This window comes from Paracoccus pantotrophus, assembly GCF_008824185.1.
Classification (GTDB): domain Bacteria; phylum Pseudomonadota; class Alphaproteobacteria; order Rhodobacterales; family Rhodobacteraceae; genus Paracoccus; species Paracoccus pantotrophus.
The window spans coordinates 161,428-186,936 of sequence record NZ_CP044426.1 but is presented as its reverse complement, the minus strand read 5'-3'; the positions used below and the strand labels follow the sequence as shown (position 1 = coordinate 186,936).

Genomic DNA, 25,509 nt, shown 5'->3' with positions numbered 1-25,509 from the left:
AGGCCGCAGCCGGCCCCCGCGCATCCCTATTCCGAAGGACTTCCAATGACCGAAACGAAGGAAATTTCCTGGGACGACTGCATGCTGCCCTTCCAGCTGGAACGCTCGGACATGCGCGGCCGCGTCGCGCGTCTCGGGCCCCTGCTCGAACACATCCTGTCGCGCCACGACTACCCGGTCCCGGTCAGCGCCATGGTGGCGGAACTGACCACGCTCGCCGCGCTGATCGGCCAGACCATCAAGCTGCGCTGGAAGCTCTCGCTCCAGGTGCGCGGCAACGGCGCCATCCGCACCATCGCCACCGACTATTACGCCCCCGAGACCGAGGGCGGCCCCGCCCGCATGCGTGCCTGGGCCAGTTTCGACGCCGAGCGGTTGCAAGACGGTCTGCCCGGCTTCGACCAGCTCGGCCAGGGCTATTTCGCGGTGCTGATCGACCAGGGCGAGGGCACGACCCCCTACCAGGGCCTGACGCCGCTGGCCGGCGGTTCGCTTGCCACCTGCGCGCAGACCTATTTCGAACAGTCCGAACAGCTGCCGACCCGGTTCGAGCTGACGGTGGGCCGCGCGCGGCTGCCCGGCCAACACCAGGAACATTGGCGCGCCGGCGGCATCATGCTGCAGACCCTGCCGGCCGGCAGCCATGCCGGGCCCGAGGGCGGCGACCTGCAATCCGCCGACATCCTGCAGGGCGCGCAATCCGAGGACTGGAACCGCGCCACCACGCTGATGGCCACGGTCGAGGCGATGGAACTGGTCGATCAGGCCCTGCCCTTGCCGAACCTGGTCTTCCGCCTGTTCCACGAGGAGGAGCCCGCGGCCTTCGCCGCGCAGCCGCTGGTCTTCGGCTGCTCCTGCAATGCCGAGCGGGTGCGCAGCACGCTGTCGATCTATTCGGCCAAGGACATCGGCCACATGACCAACGAAGACGGCATCGTGACCGCCGATTGCCAGTTCTGCGGCGCACATTACGAATTCGACCCCAAGAGCCTGGGCTTCGAGGCAGAGATCGATGCCGAGGGCAATCCCCTGCCCAAGGGCGGGACCGGGGAAAGCCGGGCCGCGCTTTGATGGGAACGATCCGCGAGAGATTGGCGCGGGCCCTGTCGGAAAGGACGGGGCCCTCGTCGGATTTCGACTTCGGCGGCGCCCCGCCGGGCGAGGTTGCGCTGCGCCCGGCCGGCGTGCTGGCCGGTTTCGACGCGGTGGACGGCCGGCTGATTCTGACCAAGCGTGCCTCCAGCCTGCGCCACCATCCCGGCCAGATCGCGCTGCCCGGCGGCAAGGTCGATCCCGGCGATGCCGACGAGGTCGCCGCCGCCCTGCGCGAGGCGCATGAGGAGGTGGGCCTCGATCCCGCCCGGGTCGAGGTGCTGGGCACCATGCCGCCGCATCGCACCATCACCGGTTTCGCCATGACCCCGGTGCTGGCGCTGATCCACGGCCCCTTCACCCCGATCCCCGAGGCCGGAGAGGTCGAGGAAGTGTTCACCGTCCCCTTCGCCCATGTCGCCGATCCGGCCAGTTACCACATCGAGGGCCGGATCTGGCGCGGCGCGCGGCGGGACTATTATGTCGCCTCCTGGGGCCCCTATTATATCTGGGGCGCCACCGCCCGCGTGCTGCATTCCCTGGCGACAAGGCTTTCCGCATGACCCGGCTGACCGCGCCTTTCCTGGACGACCCGGCCCTGGAGCAGGTGCTGGCCGCGCTTTCCGCGGGCGGCGCCCAGGCATTGATCGTCGGCGGTGCGGTCCGAAACGCGCTTCTGGGCGAGCCGGTGGCGGATGTGGACATCTCGACCTCGGCCCGGCCCGAGGAGACCGTGCAACTGGCCGAGGCGGCCGGCCTGCGCTCGGTGCCCACCGGCATCGAGCATGGCACCGTCACCGTCATCGCCGATGGCCGCGGCTTCGAGGTCACCAGCTTTCGCCGCGACGTGGAAACCGATGGCCGCCGTGCCGTCGTGGCCTATTCCGACCGCATCGAGGACGATGCGCGGCGGCGCGACTTCACCATGAACGCGCTTTACGCCACCGCCTCGGGCGAGGTGCTGGACCCGGTGGGCGGCCTGCCCGACCTGGCGGCGCGCCGGTTGCGCTTCGTCGGCGACCCGCGCGCGCGCATCGCCGAGGACTATCTGCGCATCCTGCGCTTCTTTCGCCTGCTGGCCTGGTATGGGCGCGAGGCCGACCTGCACGCGCTGGCCGCCTGCCGCGAATTGCGCCAGGGGCTTGCCGGCATCTCGAAGGAACGCATCGGCCACGAGATGCGCAAGCTGCTCGACGCCCCCGACCCGTCCCACGCCGTGGCGCTGATGGCCGAGGCGGGGGTGCTGCCGCTGGTCCTGCCCGGCGCGGATGCCAGCGACCTGCCGGAACTGGTCGAGATCGAGCGGGAATACGGCACCGGCGCCCTGCCCTGCTGGCCGCGCCGGCTGGCGCTCTTGGGCGCGCCGAACCCGGCCGAGGCGCTGCGCCTGTCGCGGGACGAGGCCCGCACCCAGGACCGGATCGCGCAGGCGCTGACCATGCCCGCGCCCGCCGCCGCCTATCGCCTGGGCCGCGCCAGCGCCGCGCAAGCGGTGCTGATCCGCGCCGCCCGCGGCGACAGGCCCGCCTTCGGCTGGTGCCACGAGCTTGCCCGCGGCGCCGGGGCAAAATTCCCGCTGACTGCCCGCGACCTGATGCCGGACCTGTCCGGACCTGCCCTGGGCGAGGCGCTGCGCCGGGCCGAGGACGCCTTTGTCGAAAGCGATTTCACCCTGCCGCGCGAGGCGCTGCTGCGGATCGCCCTGCAACAGGAGGCCCGCGCCTGATGCATGATTTCTTCGCCCGCATGATCGACGCCTTCCGCCCGGCGGACGGCCCGCCGCCGCGCAGCCTGCTGGCCTTTTTCCGCTGGTGCCTGTCGGGCGCATGGCCGGGGCTGACGCTGGCCGCGGTGGCCTCGGCGCTGGGAGGCATCGCCGACGTGGTCTCGGCCGTGCTGCTGGGCTGGGTGGTGGATGCGGTGGTCTCGACCCCCGTGGACCGGATCTGGGCGGACCAGGGCGGGCTGATCCTGGGCTTTGCCGCCTTCTTCCTGCTGATCCGCCCGGCGATCTTCGGGCTTTCGACCGCCAGTTCCAGCGTCATCATCGGGCCGAACATCCTGCCCCTGGTGCTGTCGCGGCTGCATCGCTGGACCATGGGCCATGCGGTGACCTTCTTCGACAACGATTTCGCCGGCCGCATCGCGCAAAAGCAGATGCAGACCGCCCGCGCCGTGACCGATGTGGCGACCGAATTCGTCAACGTGGTGGCCTTTGCCCTGGCCTCGGTAATCGGCTCGGCCGCCTTCCTGGTCTCGGTCGACGGCTGGGGCGCGCTGGCGCTGATGGTCTGGCTGGGCTCCTACGTGCTGCTGATCCGCTTCTTCCTGCCGCGCATCCGCACGCGCTCGGCCAGCCGGGCCTCGGCGCGGGCCATGGTGACGGGTCAGGTCGTGGACACGATCACCAATATCAAGACCGTCAAGCTTTTCGCCCATGCCGAGCACGAGGACCGCGCCGCGCTTGGCGCCATGGCCGGCTTTCGCGAACGCGCGCTGGATTTCGGCCGGGTCAGCACCTGGTTCCGCCTGTCGCTGATGACCATTGCCGGCGCGCTGCCGGTGATCCTGGTCGGCGGCACCATCCTGCTGTGGCGGCAGGGCATGGCCACGGCGGGCGACATCGCCGCCGCCGGCGCCATCGCCATACGGCTGGCGCAGATGACCGGCTGGGTCAGCATGGCGCTGATGGGGGTCTGGGGCTCGATCGGCGAGGTCGAGGACGGCATGAAGACCCTTGCCCCGCCCCATGCCCTGACCGATGCGCCCGATGCCGTCACCCTGGGCCGGGTCCAGGGCCGCATCGACTTCGACCACGTGGATTTCGCCTATGGCCGCGGCGAGGGGCAAAGCAATGGCGGCGGCATCATCGACCTGGACCTTCATGTCGCGGCGGGCGAAAAGCTGGGCATCGTCGGCGCCTCGGGGGCGGGGAAATCCACCATGGTCTCGCTGCTCTTGCGGCTTTACGACGTGGAGGGCGGCGCGGTCCGGGTGGACGGCCATGACGTGCGCGCCGTGACGCAGGAAAGCCTGCGCCGCAACATCGCCATGGTCACGCAGGAAACCGCCATGTTCAACCGCTCGGCGCGCGAGAACATCCTCTACGGTCGCCCCGACGCGACCGAGGACGAGATCGTCGCCGCAGCCAAGGCCGCCGAGGCGCATGAGTTCATCCTCAAGCTGCGCGACCACATGGGCCGCACCGGCTATGACGCGCATCTGGGCGAGCGCGGCGTCAAGCTGTCCGGTGGCCAGCGCCAGCGCATCGCGCTGGCCCGCGCGCTCTTGAAGGACGCGCCGATCCTGGTGCTGGACGAGGCGACCTCGGCACTGGACAGCGAGGTCGAGGCGCAGGTCCAGGACGCGCTGCACCGTGCCATGCGGGGCAAGACCGTGCTGGCCATCGCGCACCGGCTTTCGACCATCGCCGAACTGGATCGCATCGTCGTGCTGGAATCCGGCCGCATCGTCGAACAGGGCAGCCATGCCGAACTGCTGGCGCTCAATGGCACCTATGCGCGCTACTGGAACCGCCAGTCGGGCGGCTTCCTGGGCACCGAGGAAGACGAGGACACCACCGAGGCCGCCGAGTGACCACCTGGACCGTCGAGCGGCTGGGCCGCAAGGGCGATGGCGTGGCCATCGCGGGAGAGAGCCGCGCGCTGGCCGCGCTGACCCTGCCCGGCGAGGTGATCGAGGGCGAGGCCGAGGCCGGCCGCATCGCCAGCCCGCGCATCGTGACGCCTGCGCCCGAACGGGTGCGGCCGCCCTGCCCGCATTACCGCGCCTGCGGCGGCTGTTCGCTGATGCATGGCTCGGACGATTTCGTGAAGGCATGGAAGGTCGGCGTGGTGACCGAGGCGCTGCGCGCGCAGGGGCTTTGCGCGCCCATCGCCGGGGTGCATGTCTCGCCGCCGCGCTCGCGCCGGCGCGCGGTTCTGTCGGGGCGGCGCACGAAAAAGGGCGCGCTCGTGGGCTTTCACGCCCGCGCCTCGGAGGTGATCGTGGACATCGCCGACTGTCACGTGCTGCGCCCGCGGATCCAGTCCGCTCTGCCGCTGTTGCGGCGGCTGGTGGTCGCCGGCGCCTCGCGTTCGGGCGAGTTGTCGCTGACCGTGACCGAGACGCCGGCGGGCCTGGACCTGGCCGTCACCGGCGGCAAGCCGATGCAGCCGGCGCTGTTGCAGGCCCTTGCGGCATTGGCGGATGAAGGCGACCTGGCGCGGCTCAGCTGGGACGGGCAGCCGATCACTCGCCGCCCGCCGGCGCTGGCCATGGGCCGGGCGCGGGTGGTGCCGCCGCCAGGCAGCTTTTTGCAGGCCACCGCCGAGGGCGAGGCCGCGCTGCTGGCGGCCGTGCGCAGCATGGTCGGCGGCGCCGGGCGGGTGCTGGACCTGTTCGCGGGCTGCGGCACCTTTTCGCTGCCGCTGGCCGAGACGGCCGAGGTCCATGCCGTCGAGGGGCTGGCCGCGCCCTTGCAGGCGCTGGATGCCGCCGCCCGGCAGGCGCCGGGCCTGCGCCGAATCACGACCGAGGTCCGCGACCTGGCGCGCCGGCCGCTGCTGCCCGACGAGCTTGGCTATGACGCAATCGTGATCGACCCGCCCCGCGTCGGGGCCGAGGCGCAGGCGCACGAGATCGCCCGCGCGCAGGTGCCCATGCTGGCCTGGGTCAGCTGCGACCCGGTCACTTTTGCAAGGGATGCGCGGATTCTCGCCGAGGGCGGCTATGCGATCGAACGGCTTTTCGTGGTCGACCAGTTCCGCTGGTCACCGCATGTCGAGACCGTGGCGGAAATTCGCCGACGCTAGCGAAATTTTAATCTCTGTGGTATTTCATAACAAAACGAAGCGCATAGCGCACACAGAGGGCAGTGATGATTCGGGCAATACGCGCATTTTTCGCGGTTGTCGCAGTAGCCGTCTTGGCAAGCTGCGGCGGGGGCGACAGCCTGCAACCCAGCAAGACCTATCAGGGGCCGCCGATCACGCAGATCGTGGTCAAGAAGGCCGACCGCAAGATGTATCTGGTCAGCGGCAAGGAGGTCGTCAAAAGCTACAAGATCGACCTCGGCAACCAGCCTCTGGGCCACAAGCAATTCGAAGGCGACGGCCGCACGCCGGAGGGCCTGTATTTCATCGACCGCTTCAACCCGCGCAGCCGCTATCACCTGTCGGTCGGCATCTCCTATCCTTCGGCGCAGGACGTGGCCAATGCGGCGGCGCGTGGCCAGCGGCCGGGGGGCGACATCTTCATCCACGGCCTCGGTCCCGAAGGGCGGGCGCTGAACCGGCCGGACTGGACCGCCGGCTGCATCGCCGTCACCGACGAGGAGATCGAGGAGATCTTCACCATGCTGCGGCCGGGCGTGCCGATCTTCATCTATCCCTGACGCCATCCCTGACACCGCCGAACGATGACCCAGGCCCCGCGCATCGGCGCGGGGCCTTGCCATGTCGGAAGGCCGGGACGGCAGCAAGCCGGGCGACCAGCGCCGGCCGGCATCAGGCTGACGCATCCGCCATGGACAACGCCATGGGCCTTTCCGGCGGCTGCACCGCAGGGCGGTCCGGCAGGCAAGCGAACGAGCAGACGAGCAGACGAACAGACGAGCGCGCAGGGTGAACCGACGCGTCGCGGCAAAGCAATGGGTTGCACCCGGACGATTCCTGCCTTTAGGTAAAAAATTGACTGAATCACTTGGTTATTATCAGTCGCGTCTTCACCCATTCCCGGAGATCATCCATGAGATCGCTACTCGCCCCCGCCCTGCTTGCCGCCACCTTCGTCGGCACCGGCGCACAGGCCCAGGACTTCGGCTATGAAGCATTCGAGCCTTCCGTGAACCATATCGACCTGGAGACCTGCCCGGCACGGGTGACGGCCGAGAAGGTCTTTTGCCGCGCCACGCTTCTGCATGACACCGTCTATGTCTATGTCTTCGAGGACCGCAACGAGATGAAGTTCGTCGAGATGCTGGCCTTCGAGGCGGGCGAATACGAGATCACCTTCAAATAGGATCCCGGCCGGCAGGGTCCGGGGAACCGCGGCGGCTGCGGCGCGGCACCCGGCGGGATCGGGCCCGCGACAGCATTTGCAGGCCCGTCTCGGCCGGCCATGGCAGCGCCCGGCATCGGGCGCCGCATGATCGCATCGTTCCTGTTCGCGAACCGGCATGCGCCGCTGTTGCGGCGCGCGGCGGCAACGGCCTTGACCAAGTGCCGCCTGTCGGCCGGACATGCAGCACCCGGCATCCTTGCTTCGGCCCTCTCGGCGAACCGGCATGCGCCGCCGACGGCCCTGATCGGGCTTCGTCGGCTGGCCGAGCGGCCGGAAAGGCGCGGCCCGCAAAAGGCCGCGCCGCGTTGTCAGATGCCGGCGCCCGAGGCAAAGCCCCCGGCCATGGCCATCGGCGCACCGGCCGCGCCGGTGATCAACACCCACCAGATCTTGCCCGAGGGTTCCTGGTACCAGCCGATGCCGAACTCCGTGGCGCGCGGATCCATGATGACGTCGCGGGTGTCGCGGGTCTGCATCCAGGCGTTCAGGGTGGTGATCTCGTTTTCGTAGGTCTCGGAGATGTTCTCGCCGATCAGATGGCCCATATAGCCCTGGCGCCGCACCCGCTCCAGCGGCGATGAGCCGTCCGAGCCGAAATGCCAGGCCCGGTTCTGCGCCGCCATGTCGCGGGCATGGACCTTGGCGGCCGCATCCAGCGCGGGGCTCTGCATCATGGCGGGCGCCGCGACATTGGCGCGCAGCGCGTTGATCTGGCCCAGGACGCGGCCGGGGATCTGCGCCTCTTCGCGCGGGGTGATGCGATAGGCCGTGGGCAGCGGCTGGCCGTCGGGGCCCAGTTGCGGCTGAGGCTGCTGGCAGGCCGCAAGGGCCAGCACCGACACAAGCGCCAGGGTGGAAAGTTTCAGCATGATGTCCTGTCCCCAAGGATGTTTGCGCCAGCCATACAAAAGCGCAACCGCCGCTTCAAACCCAAGATTGCGTGAGCGCAACAGCCTGCGACTGTGTTGCGACAATGACGCTTGTTTGAATTGCAAGGCGTCCGCGGCAGGCGTAAATCCCCGTTCCAGCAAGACCTCTTTCGCACATTCGGGCAGAGAAGGCCGCAGGAAGCGGTCCGTCACATATCAGGAGCGACACATGATCACGCCGAAGAAACCGGTCTCGCGCCGGACATTTCTGACCGCCTCGGTGGCGATGGGCGCGGCAGGGCTGGCGGCCCCGGCCATCGCGCAATCCTTCGACCCCTATACCGGCCAGCCCTTGCAGGGCACGGCGGGCGGCGCCACCCCGGATGCGGGTATGGTGCAATACGATGCCGGACAGGATTCGCGGCGCAACATCTCCAGCTTCCGCATGCAGGACTGGCAGCCCTATTTCAGCAGCCTGACCAATGGCGCCATCCTGGTCGACCTGACCTCGCGCGCGCTGCATTACTGGTCCGAGGACCAGTCGGTCTACAAGCTGTTCCCGACCTCGGTCCCGGTCAGCGCCGACCTGACCCGCACCGGCCGCACCGAGATCATCAAGAAGGTCGAGGGCCCCAGCTGGGCGCCCACCCCCGAGATGAAGAAGCGCAACCCCGAATGGCCGGATTTCGTGCCGCCGGGGCCGGACAACCCCTTGGGCACCCATGCGCTGTGGCTGAGCTGGCAGTATTACCGCATCCACGGCACGCATGACACGCGCAAGATCGGCCGCAAGTCCTCGAACGGCTGCATCGGCCTTTACAACGAGCATATCAAGCAGCTCTACGACCTGACCAAGATCGGCACCCAGGTGCTGCTGATCTGACCCGGCCGGGACAGGAACGACCGCTACGGTGAAGGTTTTCCGATGCGGGCCGCGGCATGAGGGTGCCCCTGGTGCGGGGTCGGGCCGCGTTGGAAAACCTCCCAAGGCGGAAGCCGCGGGGGTCTTGGATCAGGCTAGGGGTAAAGCGCGCAAAGGGACGGGACGACGGATTTATCCGGAGTGCGGCTGATGGCGTTCCAGGCACCTGATACGATCGCAAACCCGGCCGATGATCTCGACAAGGGCTGTGCGGTTTGGAGTTTCTGCCGCCTCGTGCCGTGCTGGCAATGAACAAGCACGCGCTGTTGGGACCGGGCCTGCGGTCTGTGGCCGGTGCTGTTTCGTGACGGACGACGGGCGATATGTCATGCGGCCTGTTCCCTCGGTGGCGCGCACGACATCGGTGTCTGTCCCCGCCTGAAGATCTCGATGATGCGCATGACACCGCCGCAGGAGGGGCATGGTGAGCGGGGCGATCTCGGGCTTTGGCTCTGGAACGGCGACCTGTTCAGACTGCTGGACGCAGAGCAAGGCGCGGATCTTGGTGATATTGGCCTTGCGAGCCGAACTGGCCAGCAGGCCGGAATGCCGGATGCGGTGGAAGCCATCGGGCAGGACATGGATCAGGACGCGACGGATGAACTCGGGCGTGGCCAGCCGCATGACTTTTTGCCGGTCGCCGGATTCGATGCGGTAATCCTTCCAGCGAAAGGCGACGGCATGGGCATCGGCGCTGACCAGACGCGCGTTGGAAATGGCGACGCGGTGCGTGTAGCGGCTGAGATAGGCCAGCACGGCCTCGGGTTCTCCGAAGGGCGGCTTGGCATAGATCACCCATTCGGATTGTCGGAACGGGGCACGTCAGGCGGTGAAGGTGCGCGCGTCGGCCAACTCGGCAAGATCGCTTAAGAAGACCAACTGACCGGCCCGGTGCAGATCCCTCAGCCCGTCCAGAAACAGGCGTCGGAACAGCCGCGACAGAACCCGCACATGCAGCAAGAACCCGCGCTTGCAGGTGACCCACCTCGTGCCCTCGGGCAACAGGCCGCCGGTCGGAACGATCATGGGGATGTGGGGATGAGTCAGCGCCGATCCCCAGGTGTGCAGCACACTGGTCATGCCGACACGGGCGCCAAGGCGCTTGGGGCCGGCGGCGATGGTCATGACCGTTTCCGCGTTCGGGCATTCCTTCGGACCGATGGCAGTCATGCCCACACCCTTGAACAGCAGCCCGTAGACCGCCCTCTTGTTGCAAGAAGCGATCCGCGCGATCTCGGCCGGAAGGGTGAAGACGGCGTGACCGGGAGCAGATCCTCGGCACGCGCTGCCATCCAGTCGCGCGCCGCCGGTCCCTGGCACCTGGGGCAATGCCGGTTCTTGCAGGAGTTGTAGGCGATAGGGTGATGGCCGCACCTGGCACAACCCGCCACATGCCTGGCCCAAGTGCCTCGGTCCGGCAGGCCTCTATGGCCCCGACGTGACCTTCAGTTGGGTCAGGCTGACATGCCCGGCATTGGCCCGCCGCCACGTGGGACCATGGGCGCGAAAGATGTCAGCGATCTCCAGCGTCAATCGGGACACCCCGTCGTCCGATCACTCCAGGCTTCGCTTAACGGTCTGGTCCTGTAACCTGGCCAGCATCTCGTAGGGGGCTGACGGTGTGAACCGCTCCGGGTTCTCCGGAGGCTGATTTCGGTTAGTTACGCGGCCATGTCTTCAGTATCCAGAGCGGCGTGGAAGCTTGCCTCCGCTTCCGCTGGCGGGATGTTTCCGATCGGCTCGAGAAGGCGGCGGTTGTCGAGCCAGTCGACCCATTCGAGGGTGGCATACTCGACAGCTTCGAAACTGCGCCACGGCCCGCGTCGATGGATCACCCCGGCCTTGAAGGGACCGTCGATCGTCTCCGCCAAAGCGTTGTCGCAGCTGTCGCTGACGCTGCCCCAGATGGTTCGATGCCGGCCTCGCCCAGCCTCTCGGTGTATTTGATCGACAGGTATGGCGACACGCGGTCGGAATGGTAAACGAGCCCCGCGCCCGTGACCGGTCGCCGATCATGCACGGCCTGTTCCAAGGCTTCGAGCACGAAGCCTGCGTGAGCTGTTTGGCTCGCCCGCCAGCCGACGATCCGGCGTGCGTGGGCGTCGATGACGAAAGCCACATACACGCAACCCCTCCAGGTAGCGACCTAGGTGAAATCGTCGTCCATTGGGCTCCCCGCCGTCGCCACGCACAGGGTGAACCATGGTCCGCAAACCAGGTCGAGGGCCGACTTCTTCAGCAACCTGATAGGGCGGGCAGAATGCAGGATATGCGACTACGCCGCGCTGGTCGCCGTTGCATCCGAGTGGATCGATGCGGTGAACAGGGCACGCGGTGATGTTCACTAATGCCACGACCGTCCGCTTCGTTCCGCAAAGCGGACATCCGCATATCCGACCCTCAGATCCAGCCCGCCAGATTCTCGGCGATCACGGTCGCCAGCACGTCGATATGCGCGGGCTCGGCGTTCAGGCAGGGGATATAGGTGAACTCCTTGCCGCCGGCATGTTCGAAGGCCTCGCGGATCTCGCCCTGGATCTCTTCCAGCGTCTCGATGCAATCGGCCGAGAAGGCGGGCGAGATCACCGCGATCTCGGTGATGCCCTGCTTGGCCAGTTCGGCCACATGCTCGACCGTATAGGGGCGCAGCCATTCCTCGGTGCCAAAGACCGACTGGAAGGTGGTGTCGATCACACCCTCGTCCCAGCCCAGCCGTTCCCGCAGCAGGCGCGAGGTCTTCTGGCACTGGCAATGATAGGGGTCGCCCTCCATCAGGTAGCGTTTCGGCATGCCGTGATAGCTGGCGACCAGCTTTCTCGGCTGGCGGCCGCCAAGCGCGCGTTCGACCGAGGCGGCCAGCGCCGCGATATAATCCGGCCGGTCGAAATAGGGCGGCACGGTGCGCGAGGCCGGCTGCCATTTCTGCGTCATCAGCGCCCGGAAGAACTGGTCGTTCGCCGTCGCCGTCGTCGCCCCGGCATATTGCGGATAGAGCGGGAAGAACAGGATGCGGTCGCAGCCCGCCTTGACCATGCGCTCGACCACGTCCGGCGTCGAGGGATTGCCGTAGCGCATGCAGAAATCGACCATGACCCGGTCGCCCCACAGCGCCGAGGCCCGCTCGCGCAGCGCCGCCACCTGCTGCTTGGTGATGGTCATCAGCGGGCTTTCGTTCGCCTCGTTGTTCCAGATCAGCCGGTAGTTCGCTCCCGAGGTGAAGGGCCGCTTGGACAGGATGACAGTCTGCAGCAGCGGCTGCCATTTCCAGGCGGGATAATCGATCACCCGCTTGTCCGACAGGAACTCGCTCAGATAGCGCCGCATCGGCCAGTAGTCGGGCGAATCGGGCGTGCCCAGGTTGGCGACCAGCACGCCAATCTTGCGGGCTGGGATGTTCGGATGGTCGGCTGGGGCGTACTCGGTAAAGGTCATTCGGGCTTTCTCGTGCTGGCAAGAGCTTCGGCAAGCGGCATCCGGGCCGAGCCGGGCCGAAGCGGTTTCTGCTGACTGGCATCGGGCGCCCATCCGGTCAGGAAGACCAGATCGAAGGTGGCCCGGATGCGCGTTTCATCCTGCGGGTCGGGATGGTTTTCGGCATAAAGCGCGGCGGCGCGCAACAAGACATCTCGTCGCGTCGGGCGCCGCAGCCGCTGGGCCAGCGCATTGCCCTCGCCCATGGCGCGCAGGTCGCGCGCCAGATGGAACAGGCTGCGATAGCTGGCGATCTGGGTGATCTGGTCGGCGACCGGCAGCGCCAGGCCCGCGCGCGGCAAAAGCCCGCCCAGGTCGCGGATCTCGCCCATGGGCAGGACGCGGGGCGACAGGCCGCCCGTCACCTCGGCCTCGGCGCGGGTCAGCGCGTCGCGCAGCTCGTGCAGGCTGCGCCCGCCGGGACAGGCGGCGATGAACAGCCCGTCGGGGCGCAGCGCGCGCGCCGCCTGGGCGATCTGGCCCACCGGATCCTCGGCCCAGTGCAGCGCCAGGGCATGGATCACCAGGTCATGCGCCCCCGGTTCCAGCGCCAGAACGGGCGTATCGGCGACGATCGCCGCGCTGGGCATGGCATCGCGCCAGAACTGCGGCTGGCCGGTGACGACGGCGACGGCGCTAAACCGTCTGTTAACCTCTGCCAGCCTATCCTCGATCTCGTCGGCGACGATTCGATGCAGGAAATCGACCGGCCCCAGGCGCAGGGCGCGGGCGCGGTTGCGCTCCAGCGCGCGGCGATCGGTCAGGCCGGGAACGGAAGAGGTGGGATCGGGCATCATGGGGGCTGAACATAGGGGGCTTCGCGGCCTGATGAAAGGCGCATTGCGGCTGGTCTATCCGCCGCAATGCCTGTGCTGCGGCGCGCCCGTCGCCGACGAGGGCGGGCTGTGCCCCGCCTGCTGGCGCGAGGCCGATTTCATCACCGGCACCTGCTGCGCGCGCTGCGGCGCGCCCTTGCCTGGCGACGGGGCGGGCGATGCGGCGGACGCGGCGGCGGGGTTGCTGGTCTGCGACGACTGCCTGAGGGTCCGGCGGCCCTGGCAACAGGGCCGGGCGGCGCTGGTCTATCGCGGCAGCGGCCGCAGGCTGGCCCTGATGCTGAAGCATGGCGACCGGCTGGACCTGGCACCCGCGCTTGGCGGCTGGGTGGCGCGGGCGGCCCTGCCGCTGCTGCGGCCGGAGACGGTGGTGGTGCCGGTGCCGGTGCATCTGCGCCGGCTGCTGAAGCGCAAGTACAACCAGGCCGAGATGCTGTCGCGGCATGTCGCCCGCGCGCATGGGCTGGCGCATCTGCCCGGCGCCCTGCGGCGGCTGCGGCATACGCCGATGCAGGACCATGGCAGCGTCGGCGACCGTTTCGCGAATGTGGACGGGGCGATCGGCGTGCCGGCGCGCATGGCGGCGCAGGTGCAGGGCCGGGCGGTGCTGCTGGTCGATGACGTGATGGCCTCGGGGGCAACGCTGGCCGCCTCGGCCGATGCGCTGGCGGCAGCGGGCGCGGGGCCGATCTCGGTCGTGGTTCTGGCGCGGGCGGTCAAGGATGCCTAGATAGGAACCGAACCATGAATCCGGGACGCGCATATCTATGGCCAAGGTCGAACTCTATACCACCCCCACCTGCCCCTATTGCATTGCCGCGAAATCGCTGCTGCGCAAGAAGGGCATCGCCTATCACGACACCGATGTCAGCCGCGATCCGCAGCTGCGCGCGGCAATGACCCAGCGCGCCGGCGGCCGCCGGACCGTGCCGCAGATCTTCATCGACGGCCGCCATGTCGGCGGCTGCGACGATCTGCATGCGCTGGACCGCCAGGGCCAGCTGGATGCCATGCTGGGCCTGACCGCATGAGCCAGGCGCTGACCGCGGGGCTGGTGCAGCTGAGCGTCTCGGACGATCCCGAGCGCAACCTGCCGGTCACGCAGGCGCTGGTGCGCGAGGCGGCGCGGGGCGGGGCCGGCTGGGTGCTGACGCCCGAGGCGACCAACCTGCTGGGTGCCGGCCGCGAGCGGCAGGAGCAGATTCTGCACATCGAGGCCGAGGATCCGACGCTCGCGGCATTGCGCGAGGATGCGCGCGAGCTGGGCATCTGGCTGCTGATCGGTTCGCTGTCGCTGAAGACCGGCGATCCGGGCGAGAGCCGCTTTGCCAATCGCAGCTTCCTGATCGCACCGGACGGCAGCATCCGGGCGCGCTATGACAAGCTGCACATGTTCGACGTGACCGTGTCAGAAAGCGAATCCTATCGCGAATCGGCGGCCTTCCGGCCGGGCGGGCGGGCGGTGCTGGCCCAGGGGCCCCTGCCCGTCGGCATGACCGTCTGCTACGACCTGCGCTTTCCCGCGCTTTACCGCGCGCTGGCCCAGGCGGGGGCCCAGGTGCTGACCGTGCCCGCCGCCTTCAACGACACCACCGGCGCCGCGCATTGGGAGGTGCTGTTGCGCGCCCGCGCCATCGAGACCGGCTGCTTCGTCCTGGCGCCCGCGCAATGCGGCAGCCATGCAAGCCATGCCGAGCCGGACCGCCGCCCGCGCCGCAGCCATGGCCACTCCCTGGCCGTCGGGCCCTGGGGAGAGGTGCTGGCCGATGGCGGCACCGAGCCGGGGGTGAGCTTCGTGACGCTTGACCCGGCGGCGGTTCTCGGGGCACGGTCCCGCATCCCTTCCCTGACGCATGACCGGAACTTCGCGGGCCCATGATCCACAAGACGCAAGACAGCCCGCATGGCCATGCCGAAGCCTCGGCCGATGCCCTGGCGGCCAGCCTGTTTTCCGAGGTGTTCATCGCCGATCAGCTGGCGCGCGACCTGATCGGCAAGGCGCTGCCCAAGGGCATGCAGATCTCGCATTTCTCGGTTCTGAACCTGCTGGCGCATCTGAATGTCGAGCGCACGCCGGCGGAACTGGCCGAGGCGTTCCACGTCACCCGCGGCGCCATGACCAACACGCTGTCGCGGCTGGAATGGGCGGGGCATATCCATATCCGCCCGGACTGGGACGACGCGCGGCGCAAGTTCATCGCCATCAGCCCGGCCGGGCGGGCGGCGCGGGACGCGGCCCTGGCCGCCTTCATGCCGCGAATCGCCGATGTGGTGCGCGATGTCGGCGCCGACCGGGTGCGCGCGGCGCTGCCGGTCCTGCGCATGCTGCGCAAGCAGCTGGAAGAGACGTTGCGTCACGAATCGCGCGGCGGGCGCTGAGCCCGCCGGTCGCCCGGTCGCAGGAGTATCTGGAAAACGGTGAAGACCGGCGCGGGCCCGCCCGGCCGCGCCGCTGCTGCCGGGTATTTGCGGAACGAAGAAGTCAGCCGTCGCGCAGGGCGGTCATCGCATAGTTCACCGACAGGTCGCGATGCGACAGCGACCAGCTCCAGCCCAGCGGGTTGAAGACCATGCCGCAGCGGTCAACGACGCGCAGCCCCGCCGCCTCGGTCATCCGCGCCAGCTCGTCGGGGGTGATGAAGCGGCGCCAGTCATGCGTGCCCCTGGGCAGCCAGCGCATGATCCATTCCGCCCCGAGAATGGCGGCGCCGAAACTGCGCGCGGTGCGGTTCAGCGTGGACTGGATCAGCATGCCGCCAGGCGCCACCAGTTCGCGGCAGGTGGCGATGAACTGCGCCGGGTCGGCGACATGCTCGACGATCTCCAGCGCCATCACCACGTCGAAGCGATGTCCCTCGGCTGCCAGCGCCTCGGCCGTGGTGGCGCGGTAGTCGATGGCGAGATCCTGTTCCCCGGCATGCAGGCGGGCGATGGCGATATTGCCCTCGGCCGCGTCGGCGCCGGTGACGGTGGCGCCCAGCCGGGCCATCGGCTCGGCCATCAGCCCGCCGCCGCAGCCGATGTCGAGCAGACGCAGCCCCTCGAATGGCGCGGGGGCGGAAAGGTCGCGGCCGAACTGCGCGGCGATCTGCGCGGTGACATAGTCCAGCCGCGTCGGGTTCAGCATGTGCAGCGGCTTGAACTTGCCGCTCGGATCCCACCATTCCCGCGCCATGGCCTGGAACTTGGCGACCTCGGCCGGGTCGATGCTGCTGGGGGCCGGGTTGCTGGGGGCCGGGTTGCTTGGGGCTGGTCTTTCGGTCATCTGGCCGTCCTTCATGTGGCGGGCGCATGCGAGGCGCTATATAGTGGTGCCATGGACAGATTGGCAGGGCAAATCGGCGGCACACCGTCGCATGGCAGGCTGCACCCGATGGTCGAACCCTTCGACCGCCGGGTGATCGGGGTCGGCGAAGGCCACCAGCTGCATGTCGAGCAAAGCGGCAATCCCGACGGCGTGCCGGTGATCGTGCTGCATGGCGGGCCCGGCGGCGGGTGCAGCCCCTATATGCGGCGCTTCTTCGACCCGGCGCATTACCGGGCGGTGCTGTTCGACCAGCGCGGCTGCGGCCGTTCGCAGCCCCATGCCGCGGTCGCGGCCAACACCACCCAGCACCTGATCGCCGATATCGAGACGATCCGCCGCAGCCTGGGGATCGAGCGGGCGATCCTGTTCGGCGGCAGCTGGGGCGCGACCCTGGCCTTGGCCTATGCCCAGGCCCATCCCGAGCCGGTCGAGGCGCTGGTGCTGCGCGGGGTCTTCCTGGGCCGGCGCGCCGAGCTGGACTGGTTCTATGGCGGCGGTGTCGCGCGCTTCTTCCCCGACCGCTGGGCCGAGTTCCAGGCCCCGATCCCCGAGGCCGAGCGCGGCGACATGATCGCCGCCTATCACCGGCGCCTGTTCAGCGGCGACCGCGGGCAGGAGACGCGCTTCGCCCTGCCCTGGCTGGTCTGGGAAAACGCCCTGGCGGGGCTGGAGATCAATGGGCCGGGCCATGCGCCGCCCGATTATGCCCGCACCTTCGCCCGGCTGGAGAATCACTATTTCGCCCATGACTGCTTCCTGACCGAGGGCCAGCTTCTGCGCGACCGCCACCGCATCGAGCATATTCCCGCGGTGATCGTGCAGGGCCGCTATGACATGGTCTGCCCGCCGGCGACCGCCTGGGAACTGGCCCAGGGCTGGGACAGGGCCGAGTTGCGGCTGGTCCCCGCCTCGGGCCATGCGCTGAGCGAGCCGCGAATCGCCGCCGAGCTGGTGCGGGTCATGGACGGTTTCCGGGATGTGGCAAGGCGGCGCTGACCCTGTCGCCAAGGGCCGCGGGGCCGCCGGTTTCCGGCCCCCGCGGGGCGGGCGGCCGGCGCCGCGCCGGTTTTCCTTGCAATCCCCGGCACGGGGCCCTATATGCGGCTCAACAGCGGCGCAGGCGTCCACAACCTGCCCACCGGTAAGACGCACGGGCCGCCTAGGCCCGTTTTTTGTATTTGGGGGATCAGCATGAGCGACCTCATCGCCAAGACCGCCATCGACCGGCGCCTGGCCGAGATCATCGCCCCGGTCATCGAGGATCTGGGTTTCGAACTGGTGCGCATCCGCCTGCAAGGCGGCAAGACCGCCACGCTTCAGATCATGGCCGACCGTCCCGAAGGCGGCATCAATGTCGACGACTGCGCCGACATTTCCACCGTCGTCAGCGCGATGCTGGATGTCGAGGATCCGCTGGAGGACGCCTATCACCTGGAGGTTTCCAGCCCCGGCATCGACCGGCCGCTGACCCGGCTGAAGGATTTCGAGACCTTCGAGGGCTACGAGGCGCGGCTGGAGACCAACCAGCCCATCGACGGGCGCAAGCGTTTCAAGGGCGTGCTGGCTGGGGTCGAAAAGGGCGAGGGCGGCGACGAGGTGCTGCTGAACATCGAGGAAGGCGGCGAGACCCAGACCATCGGGCTGAACTTCGACTGGCTTTCCGATGCGAAGCTGGTGCTGACCGACGAGCTGATCGCCGAGATGCTGCGACAGAAAAAGGACGCGGGCGTGCAGATCGAGAATCTGGACGAGACCGCCTTTGACGAGATCGAAACGGAAGCCGGCGAAGACAACGCCGCCGCGAAGGAGTGAGGAATGGCCATCACCTCTGCCAACCAGCTTGAACTGCTGCAAACCGCCGAGGCCGTTGCACGGGAAAAGATGATCGACCCCGATCTGGTGATCGAGGCGATGGAGGACAGCCTGGCCCGCGCGGCGAAGTCGCGCTACGGCTCGGAAATGGACATCCGCGTCCATATCGACCGCAAGACCGGCAATGCCACCTTCACCCGCGCCCGCACCGTGGTCGAGGATGATACGGTCGAGAACTACCAGGCGCAATTCACCGCCGACCAGGCCCGCGCCTATTTCGAGCCCTCGAAGGACGGTCGCGCCCATTGGCTGCGCGACGGCCAGGTGCTGACCGATTTCTCGGGCAAGCCGCAGCCGGGCGACGTGTTCGAGGAGCAGGTGCCGCCGGTCGACCTGGGCCGCATCGCCGCGCAATCGGCCAAGCAGGTGATCCTGCAGCGCGTCCGCGAGGCCGAGCGCGACCGGCAATACGAAGAGTTCAAGGACCGCGCCGGCACCATCATCAACGGCGTCGTCAAGCGCGAGGAATACGGCAACATCATCGTCGACGTCGGCCGCGGCGAGGCGATCCTGCGCCGCAACGAGAAGATCGGCCGCGAGAGCTATCGCCCGAACGACCGCATCCGCGCCTATGTCAAGGATGTGCGCCGCGAGGCCCGCGGCCCGCAGATCTTCCTGTCGCGCACCGATCCGCAATTCATGGCGGAACTGTTCAAGATGGAAGTGCCGGAGATCTATGACGGCGTCATCGAGATCAAGGCCGTGGCCCGCGACCCGGGCTCGCGCGCCAAGATCGCCGTGATCAGCTATGACAACTCGATCGACCCGGTCGGCGCCTGCGTCGGCATGCGCGGCAGCCGCGTGCAGGCCGTCGTCGGTGAATTGCAGGGCGAAAAGATCGACATCATCCCGTGGTCCGAGGATCAGGCGACCTTCCTCGTGAACGCGCTGCAACCCGCCGAGGTGGCGAAGGTCGTCTTCGACGAGGACGCCACCCGCATCGAGGTGGTGGTGCCGGACGAGCAGCTTTCGCTGGCCATCGGCCGCCGCGGCCAGAACGTGCGGCTGGCCAGCCAGCTGACGGGCCTCGACATCGACATCCTCACCGAAGAAGAGGAATCGAAGCGCCGCCAGGCCGAGTTCAACGCCCGCACCAAGCTGTTCATGGACACGCTGGACCTGGACGAGTTCTTCGCCCAGCTTCTGGTCGCCGAGGGCTTCACCAACCTGGAAGAGGTGGCCTATGTCGACCTGGACGAGCTGCTGTCGATCGAGGGCGTGGACGAAGGCACCGCCGAGGAATTGCAGACCCGCGCCCGCGAGCATCTGGAGGCCGCCAACAAGGCCGCGCTGGAGAACGCCCGCGCCCTTGGCGTCGAGGACAGCCTGATCGAGTTCGAGGGCCTGACCCCGCAGATGGTCGAGGCCCTGGCCAAGGACGGCGTCAAGACGCTGGAGGATTTCGCCACCTGCGCCGACTGGGAACTGGCCGGCGGCTGGACCACGCAGAACGGCCAGCGCGTCAAGGACGACGGCATTCTGGAACCCTTCGGCATCAGCCTGGAAGATGCGCAGACCATGGTGATGACCGCCCGCGTCATGCTGGGCTGGGTCGACCCGACCGAGTTCGAATCGGCCGACGAGGCCGGGGCCGAGGGCGACGAACAGGAGGCCGGGGTGTAACGCCCCGGAAACCGGATGACACGCGGGGGCCGTATCAAGGACCGCGAGACGCCCGAACGGCGCTGCATCGTCACGGGCGAGGTTCAGCCCAAGGCTGGGCTGATCCGCTTTGTCGCGGGCCCCGATGGCGAGGTGGTGCCGGATCTGGCCGAAAAGCTGCCCGGACGCGGCTTCTGGGTCGTGGCCGACCGGCAAGCCTTGGACAAGGCTGCCGCCAAGGGCTTGTTTTCGCGTGGCGCCAAGGCGCGGGTGACCGCCCCGCCCGAACTGCTGGCGATCATCGAATCCGGGCTGGCGCGGCGGGTGACGGACACGCTGTCGCTGGCGCGCAAGGCCGGGCTGGCGGTGGCCGGCTTCGAGAAGGTCAAGGATTGGCTGGCGGCCGGCAAGGCCAAGGTGCTCTTGCAGGCCAGCGACGGGTCCGAACGCGGCAAGGGCAAGCTCTGGACCCCTCCGGGGGGCCGGTGGTTCGGCTGCATGACCGCATCAGAATTGGGTTTGTCCTTTGGGCGCGATCATGTCATACACAGCGCGCTTGCGCCGGGGGGCCTGACCGAAAAATTGATCAGGGACGCGAGCAGACTGACGGGTCTGCGCGGGCATGACGGCGGTGCACCCGCCGGGAAGGAATGAAGATCGGATGAGCGATACTGACGGAAAGAAACCCCTGGGTCTTGGTGGCGGCCGTTCGGGCCATGTGAAGCAAAGCTTCAGCCACGGCCGGACCCATAACGTGGTCGTCGAGACCAAGCGCAAGCGCGTGGTCGTGCCCGGCAAGGCCGGCGGCGCGGCCGGTGGCGGGCGCTCGGGCTCGCCCTCGGCCGTGTCGGGCGACCCGTCGAAGCGTCCCGCCGGCATCTCGGATGCCGAGATGGAACGGCGCCTGGCCGCGCTGAAGGCCGCCAAGGCCCGCGAGGTCGAGGAAGCCGCGCAGCGCGTCGCCGAGGAAAAGGCCCGCGAGGAAGAGCGCGAACGCCGCCGGCTTGAAGCCGAGGCCAAGGAGCGCGAGGAACGCGAACGCGAGGAAGCCCTGCGGCTGAAGGCCGAGGAAGATGCGCGCCGCGCCCGCGAAGCCGAGCTGCGCGAAAAGAAGAAGGCCGAGATCGCCAAGCCCAAGGCCGATGCGCGTCCGGCGACCCCTGCCGACCGCGCCGCCGCCGAGGCGGCCGCCGTGCGCGCCGAGACCAAGGGCGTCAGCGCCGCCGGCCCGCGCAAGACCGACCGCGACCGCGACACCCGCGGCCCCGCCGACGACCGCGACAGCCGCAACAAGGGCCGCGAGGACAGCCGCCGCACCGGCAAGCTGTCGCTGTCGCAGGCGCTGGACGGCGAAGGCGGGCGCCAGCGCAGCCTGGCCGCGATGAAGCGCAAGCAGGAAAAAGCCCGGCAAAAGGCCATGGGCGGCCACCAGCGCGCCGAAAAGCAGGTGCGCGACGTGCAGCTGCCCGAGACCATCGTGGTCTCGGAACTGGCCAACCGCATGGCCGAGCGCACGCCGGACGTCATCAAGTCGCTGATGCGCATGGGCATGATGGTCACGGCGAACCAGTCCATCGACGCCGATACCGCCGAACTGGTGATCGACGAATTCGGCCATCGCGCCGTGCGCGTCTCGGATGCGGATGTCGAGCAGGTGATCGACCAGGTCGAGGACCGGCCCGAAGATCTGAAGCCGCGCCCGCCGGTGATCACCATCATGGGCCATGTGGACCACGGCAAGACCTCGCTTCTGGACGCGATTCGTCATGCCAATGTCGTCTCGGGCGAGGCCGGCGGCATCACCCAGCATATCGGCGCCTATCAGGTGAAGGCGTCGAACGGGGCGCTGCTGACCTTCCTCGACACGCCCGGCCACGCGGCCTTCACCTCGATGCGGGCCCGCGGCGCGCAGGTGACGGATATCGTCGTGCTGGTGGTCGCCGCCGATGACGCGGTCATGCCGCAGACGGTCGAGGCGATCAACCACGCCAAGGCCGCCAATGTGCCGATGATCGTGGCGATCAACAAGGTCGACAAGCCGGATGCGAACCCGCAGAAGGTGCGCACCGACCTGTTGCAGCACGAGGTGGTGGTCGAGGCCATGTCGGGCGAGGTGCAGGACGTCGAGGTCTCTGCCAAGACCGGCCAGGGCCTGGACGAGCTGCTGGAGGCCATCGCGCTGCAGGCCGAGATCCTGGAACTGAAGGCCAATCCCGACCGCCCGGCCCAGGGCGCGGTGATCGAGGCCAAGCTGGACGTGGGCCGCGGTCCGGTCGCGACCGTGCTGGTGCAGAACGGCACGCTGAAGCGCGGCGACATCTTCGTCGTCGGCGAGCAATGGGGCAAGGTCCGCGCGCTGATCAACGACAAGGGCGACCGCATCGACACTGCCGGCCCCTCGGTCCCGGTCGAGGTGCTGGGGCTGAACGGCACGCCCGAGGCCGGCGACGTGCTGAACGTGGTCGAGACCGAGGCGCAGGCGCGCGAGATCGCGGATTACCGCATCCAGGCCGCCAAGGACAAGCGCGCCGCCGCCGGTGCCGCGATCACGCTGGACCAGATGCTCGCCAAGGCCAAGGCGGACGAGAGCGTCGCCGAACTGCCGGTGGTCATCAAGGCCGACGTGCAGGGCTCGGCCGAGGCCATCGTCCAAGCGCTGGAAAAGATCGGCAACGACGAGGTGCGCGTCCGCGTGCTGCATTACGGCGTCGGCGCGATCACCGAATCGGATGTCGGCCTGGCCGAGGCCAGCCAGGCGCCGGTCATCGGCTTCAACGTCCGGGCCAATGCCCCGGCGCGGAACGCCGCCAACCAGAAAGGGGTCGAGATCCGCTATTACTCGATCATCTACGACCTGGTGGATGACATCAAGGCGGCGGCCTCGGGCCTGCTTTCCGCAGAGGTGCGCGAGAACTTCATCGGCTATGCCGAAATCAAGGAAGTCTTCCGCGTCTCGGGCGTCGGCAATGTCGCCGGCTGCCTCGTGACCGAGGGCGTGGCGCGTCGCTCGGCCGGCGTGCGCCTGCTGCGCGACAACGTGGTGATCCACGAAGGCACGCTGAAGACGCTCAAGCGCTTCAAGGACGAGGTCAAGGAAGTGCAATCCGGCCAGGAATGCGGCATGGCCTTCGAGAATTACGACGACATCCGCAAGGGCGATGTCATCGAGATCTTCGAGCGCGAGGAAGTGCAGCGCCAGCTGTGATCCCCGCGGACAGCGGCAAAGGGGGCGGGCCTGCGGGTCCGCCCTTTTTCATGCCCGGACCCCGGCAGGAACGCCCACCTGCCGACATGGCAACGCCGACGCCTTGCGTGCGCCGCCTTCTCCGTTTCCCCAATACCCCCGCCGGAGGCCGGCGACAGGGCAAGCGAAAAACAGAACGGGGCCCGCAAAGGGGCCCCGTTCCGCGATCATGGACACGTTGCTGTCGCCTCAGGTCAGGACGGGCTTGCCCTCATAGGTCTTGCTGCCTACTCGGACCACGATGTTCCCGTTCGCCTGCTGCCGTTCAAAGATCCCCTGGACCGAAATGCAACTGCCGATCGTGATCGTGCGAATCATGTCCGATCTCCTCCTCTACAGGATTTCAGAATTGTCGCAAAATCGTCAAATGTTAACCGGGAATGTCGCAGACTCAGGCAGATGGACGATAAAGCCGGAACCAGCGTGACCGATATGTCTCATATCCAGTCGCGCAGGATCGGAATCAGCGGCAGATCCGCCGGCGGCATGGGATATTTGCTCAATTCTGCGGCACGGGCCCAGGCCAGGTTCTGCCCTTCCTGCGGCACCGGCACGCCTTGCCAGCGCCGGCAGGCGAACAGCGGCATCAGCAGGTGAAACTCCTCATAGGCATGGCTGGCGAAGGTCAGCGGCGCCAGGCACGAGCGCCAGGTCTCGATCCCCAGCTCCTCGTGCAATTCGCGGATCAGCGCGGCCTCGGGCGTCTCGCCCGGCTCGACCTTCCCGCCCGGAAACTCCCACAGGCCCGCGAGGGACTTGCCCTCGGGGCGCTGCGCCAGCAACACGCGGCCGTCTGCGTCGATCAGCGCGACGGCCGCGACAAGCACCGTCTTCATGAGCGGTAATCGGCGTTGATGTCGATGTAGCGATGCGTCAGGTCGCAGGTCCAGACCGTGCGCCGGCCCCTGCCCAGCCCCAGGTCGACGCCGATCACCAGATGGTCGCGCTTCATATAGGCGCTGGCCTGCCCCTCGTCATAGCCGGGCGCGCGCCAGCCGTTCTCGGCCAGCACCATGTCGCCGAAGCGGATGGTCAGCCGGTCGCGGTCGGCCTCGGCCCCGGACTTGCCGACCGCCATGACCACGCGGCCCCAGTTCGCGTCCTCGCCGGCGATGGCGGTCTTGACCAGCGGCGAATTGGCGATGGCCATGGCGACGCGATGCGCGTCGGCATCGCTGGTGGCCCCCGTCACCTGCACCTCGACGAATTTCGTCGCGCCCTCGCCGTCCTTGACCACCTGCTGCGCCAGATCCAGCATCACCTGCGACAACGCCTTGCCGAAGGCCCGCGCCGGGGCCGAGCGCAGGTCAGTGATCGGCGCCGCCTTGGACTTGCCGGTCGCTGCCAGGATCAGCGCATCCGAGGTCGAGGTGTCGCTGTCCACGGTAATGGCGTTGAAGGTCTGGTCCATGCGCGCCGACAGCATGCGCTGCAGCAGCGCCGGCGCGATTTGCGCATCGGTAAAGACATAGACCAACATCGTCGCCATGTCGGGCGCGATCATGCCCGAGCCCTTGGCGATGCCGGTGATGTTGATGGTGCCCCCGTCGCCCTCGAAGCTGGCCGCCGCGCCTTTCGGAAAGGTGTCGGTGGTCATGATGGCGCGTGCCGCGCCGGCCGCGCCGGCCGCATCCAGGTTGGCGGCCAGATCGCCGATCACCGCGGTGATGCGCTCGGCCGGCAGCGGCTCGCCGATCACCCCGGTCGAGGAGGAAAACACCCGCTCGCGCGGCACCCCAAGCGCCTTGGCGACGCCGCCGGTGACGGCATCCACCGCCTCCTGCCCGTTCTTGCCGGTGAAGGCATTGGCATTGCCCGAGTTCACGATGATCGCCGCGCCCTGGGCGGTGTCCTGCTTCAGCGCCAGCTTGGCCTGGCAGTCCAGCACGCTGGCCGCACGGGTCGAGGATTTGGTGAAGGCGCCGGCGATGGCCGTGCCCGGTGCCAGCCGGACCAGCATGACATCGGTACGGCCCTGGTATTTCACCCCCGCCGCGCCCGAGGCGAACTCGGCCCCCTCGATCACCGGCAGGTCGGGAAAGCGCGCCGGCGCCAGCGGCGAGACCGGGTTCTTGGGCTTCACCGCCGCCGCCACCGCCGCCTCGGCCCGTGCCTCGAGGCCGGCAGCGGTTTCCTTCAGCGCCGCCTTCAGCTTTTTCAGCTTCTTCTTCAGCGCCTTCAGCTTTTCGGCATCGGAAAGCCGGGACTTCTTGTCATCCGTCTTGGCCATC

General features: G+C 68.3%; 24 protein-coding genes and 2 pseudogenes. 17 read left to right on the top strand and 9 right to left on the bottom strand.

Annotation, left to right across the window (positions count from 1 at the left end):
* Nucleotides 1-45 precede the first annotated feature (45 nt).
* The 7 genes from hslO (at nt 46) to ESD82_RS11280 (ending at nt 7,113) form a co-directional block, all read left to right on the top strand.
* Nucleotides 46-1,071: an Hsp33 family molecular chaperone HslO gene (gene hslO / locus ESD82_RS11310; protein WP_024843978.1), complete on the top strand. Its 1,026-nt coding sequence runs from the start codon at nt 46-48 to the stop codon at nt 1,069-1,071.
* The gene (locus ESD82_RS11305) at nt 1,071-1,655 is read left to right on the top strand and encodes an NUDIX hydrolase (RefSeq protein WP_024843979.1); all 585 of its coding nucleotides are present in this window, start codon (nt 1,071-1,073) and stop codon (nt 1,653-1,655) included. Before hslO ends, ESD82_RS11305 begins: the two co-directional genes overlap by 1 nt.
* On the top strand, nt 1,652-2,818 hold the full coding sequence (locus ESD82_RS11300; RefSeq protein ID WP_024843980.1) for a CCA tRNA nucleotidyltransferase: 1,167 nt from the start codon (nt 1,652-1,654) through the stop codon (nt 2,816-2,818). Before ESD82_RS11305 ends, ESD82_RS11300 begins: the two co-directional genes overlap by 4 nt.
* Entirely contained in the window at nt 2,818-4,689 is a 1,872-nt protein-coding gene (locus ESD82_RS11295; protein ID WP_147428235.1) for an ABC transporter ATP-binding protein, read from the top strand. Before ESD82_RS11300 ends, ESD82_RS11295 begins: the two co-directional genes overlap by 1 nt.
* A complete protein-coding gene (locus ESD82_RS11290) occupies nt 4,686-5,906 on the top strand; it encodes a class I SAM-dependent RNA methyltransferase (protein ID WP_147428236.1) in 1,221 nt (406 codons plus the stop codon). Before ESD82_RS11295 ends, ESD82_RS11290 begins: the two co-directional genes overlap by 4 nt.
* A 65-nt stretch (nt 5,907-5,971) precedes the next feature.
* Nucleotides 5,972-6,487: a L,D-transpeptidase family protein gene (locus ESD82_RS11285; protein ID WP_024843983.1), complete on the top strand. Its 516-nt coding sequence runs from the start codon at nt 5,972-5,974 to the stop codon at nt 6,485-6,487.
* A 353-nt stretch (nt 6,488-6,840) separates the two neighbouring features.
* Complete coding sequence (locus ESD82_RS11280; protein ID WP_024843984.1) at nt 6,841-7,113, top strand: hypothetical protein; 273 nt, start codon at nt 6,841-6,843, stop codon at nt 7,111-7,113.
* A 350-nt stretch (nt 7,114-7,463) separates the two neighbouring features.
* Here ESD82_RS11280 and dalA read toward each other — a convergent pair whose 3' ends face one another.
* Nucleotides 7,464-8,024, bottom strand: a complete 561-nt coding sequence (dalA, locus tag ESD82_RS11275) for a divisome-associated lipoprotein DalA (RefSeq protein WP_024843985.1) — start codon at nt 8,022-8,024, stop codon at nt 7,464-7,466.
* Nucleotides 8,025-8,253: 229 nt separating this feature from the next.
* Between dalA and ESD82_RS11270 the strand changes: the two genes are divergently transcribed.
* Nucleotides 8,254-8,907: a L,D-transpeptidase gene (locus ESD82_RS11270; protein ID WP_024843986.1), complete on the top strand. Its 654-nt coding sequence runs from the start codon at nt 8,254-8,256 to the stop codon at nt 8,905-8,907.
* A gap of 365 nt (nt 8,908-9,272) precedes the next feature.
* Here the strand turns inward: ESD82_RS11270 and ESD82_RS11265 are convergent.
* The 4 genes and pseudogenes from ESD82_RS11265 to ESD82_RS11250 form a co-directional block, all read right to left on the bottom strand.
* Nucleotides 9,273-10,488, bottom strand: a pseudogene (locus ESD82_RS11265) (IS91 family transposase).
* A gap of 119 nt (nt 10,489-10,607) precedes the next feature.
* Nucleotides 10,608-11,092: pseudogene (locus ESD82_RS11260) on the bottom strand (DDE-type integrase/transposase/recombinase); the annotation flags it as partial.
* Between the two features lie 254 nt (nt 11,093-11,346).
* Nucleotides 11,347-12,378 (bottom strand): ferrochelatase, encoded by a 1,032-nt coding sequence (hemH, locus tag ESD82_RS11255; RefSeq protein ID WP_024843987.1) that lies wholly within the window; start codon nt 12,376-12,378, stop codon nt 11,347-11,349.
* Nucleotides 12,375-13,214, bottom strand: coding sequence for a methyltransferase domain-containing protein (locus ESD82_RS11250; protein WP_024843988.1), 840 nt, complete (start codon nt 13,212-13,214; stop codon nt 12,375-12,377). The genes hemH and ESD82_RS11250 overlap by 4 nt, the downstream gene beginning before the upstream one ends.
* Nucleotides 13,215-13,245: 31 nt before the next feature.
* On the opposite strand from ESD82_RS11250, the gene ESD82_RS11245 reads away from it, so the two are divergent.
* The 4 genes from ESD82_RS11245 to ESD82_RS11230 are packed head-to-tail and all read left to right on the top strand — an operon-like array spanning nt 13,246 to nt 15,632.
* Nucleotides 13,246-13,983 carry a double zinc ribbon domain-containing protein gene (locus ESD82_RS11245; RefSeq protein ID WP_024843989.1) on the top strand — a complete coding sequence of 246 codons (738 nt, stop codon included), beginning with the start codon at nt 13,246-13,248 and terminating at the stop codon, nt 13,981-13,983.
* A 37-nt stretch (nt 13,984-14,020) separates the two neighbouring features.
* On the top strand, nt 14,021-14,284 hold the full coding sequence (grxC, locus tag ESD82_RS11240; RefSeq protein ID WP_024843990.1) for a glutaredoxin 3: 264 nt from the start codon (nt 14,021-14,023) through the stop codon (nt 14,282-14,284).
* Nucleotides 14,281-15,132 (top strand): carbon-nitrogen hydrolase family protein, encoded by an 852-nt coding sequence (locus tag ESD82_RS11235; RefSeq protein WP_177209304.1) that lies wholly within the window; start codon nt 14,281-14,283, stop codon nt 15,130-15,132. Before grxC ends, ESD82_RS11235 begins: the two co-directional genes overlap by 4 nt.
* Nucleotides 15,129-15,632 (top strand): MarR family winged helix-turn-helix transcriptional regulator, encoded by a 504-nt coding sequence (locus ESD82_RS11230; protein ID WP_024843992.1) that lies wholly within the window; start codon nt 15,129-15,131, stop codon nt 15,630-15,632. Before ESD82_RS11235 ends, ESD82_RS11230 begins: the two co-directional genes overlap by 4 nt.
* A gap of 103 nt (nt 15,633-15,735) precedes the next feature.
* On the opposite strand, the gene ubiG is transcribed toward ESD82_RS11230, so the two are convergent.
* Nucleotides 15,736-16,518 carry a bifunctional 2-polyprenyl-6-hydroxyphenol methylase/3-demethylubiquinol 3-O-methyltransferase UbiG gene (gene ubiG, locus ESD82_RS11225; RefSeq protein WP_051419417.1) on the bottom strand — a complete coding sequence of 261 codons (783 nt, stop codon included), beginning with the start codon at nt 16,516-16,518 and terminating at the stop codon, nt 15,736-15,738.
* A gap of 51 nt (nt 16,519-16,569) precedes the next feature.
* Here ubiG and pip point away from each other — a divergent pair, with 51 nt between their 5' ends.
* From pip to infB, 5 genes are all read left to right on the top strand, one after another.
* Nucleotides 16,570-17,556, top strand: a complete 987-nt coding sequence (pip, locus tag ESD82_RS11220) for a prolyl aminopeptidase (RefSeq protein ID WP_024843994.1) — start codon at nt 16,570-16,572, stop codon at nt 17,554-17,556.
* 195 nt (nt 17,557-17,751) lie between these two features.
* Complete coding sequence (rimP, locus tag ESD82_RS11215) at nt 17,752-18,372, top strand: ribosome maturation factor RimP (protein ID WP_147428237.1); 621 nt, start codon at nt 17,752-17,754, stop codon at nt 18,370-18,372.
* Nucleotides 18,373-18,375: 3 nt separating this feature from the next.
* Nucleotides 18,376-20,055, top strand: a complete 1,680-nt coding sequence (gene nusA / locus ESD82_RS11210; protein WP_147428238.1) for a transcription termination factor NusA — start codon at nt 18,376-18,378, stop codon at nt 20,053-20,055.
* Nucleotides 20,056-20,070: 15 nt separating this feature from the next.
* The gene (locus ESD82_RS11205; protein WP_024843997.1) at nt 20,071-20,688 is read left to right on the top strand and encodes an RNA-binding protein; all 618 of its coding nucleotides are present in this window, start codon (nt 20,071-20,073) and stop codon (nt 20,686-20,688) included.
* A gap of 7 nt (nt 20,689-20,695) precedes the next feature.
* Nucleotides 20,696-23,239 carry a translation initiation factor IF-2 gene (gene infB / locus ESD82_RS11200; RefSeq protein ID WP_024843998.1) on the top strand — a complete coding sequence of 848 codons (2,544 nt, stop codon included), beginning with the start codon at nt 20,696-20,698 and terminating at the stop codon, nt 23,237-23,239.
* 228 nt (nt 23,240-23,467) lie between these two features.
* Here the strand turns inward: infB and ESD82_RS22460 are convergent, their stop codons facing one another.
* The 3 genes from ESD82_RS22460 to argJ all read right to left on the bottom strand — a co-directional run bounded on the left by ESD82_RS22460 (nt 23,468) and on the right by argJ (nt 25,508).
* Nucleotides 23,468-23,596, bottom strand: a complete 129-nt coding sequence (locus ESD82_RS22460; RefSeq protein WP_024843999.1) for a hypothetical protein — start codon at nt 23,594-23,596, stop codon at nt 23,468-23,470.
* 119 nt (nt 23,597-23,715) lie between these two features.
* Nucleotides 23,716-24,114 carry a (deoxy)nucleoside triphosphate pyrophosphohydrolase gene (locus ESD82_RS11195; protein ID WP_024844000.1) on the bottom strand — a complete coding sequence of 133 codons (399 nt, stop codon included), beginning with the start codon at nt 24,112-24,114 and terminating at the stop codon, nt 23,716-23,718.
* Nucleotides 24,111-25,508 (bottom strand): bifunctional glutamate N-acetyltransferase/amino-acid acetyltransferase ArgJ, encoded by a 1,398-nt coding sequence (gene argJ, locus ESD82_RS11190; RefSeq protein WP_024844001.1) that lies wholly within the window; start codon nt 25,506-25,508, stop codon nt 24,111-24,113. Before argJ ends, ESD82_RS11195 begins: the two co-directional genes overlap by 4 nt.
* Nucleotide 25,509 lies beyond the last annotated feature (1 nt).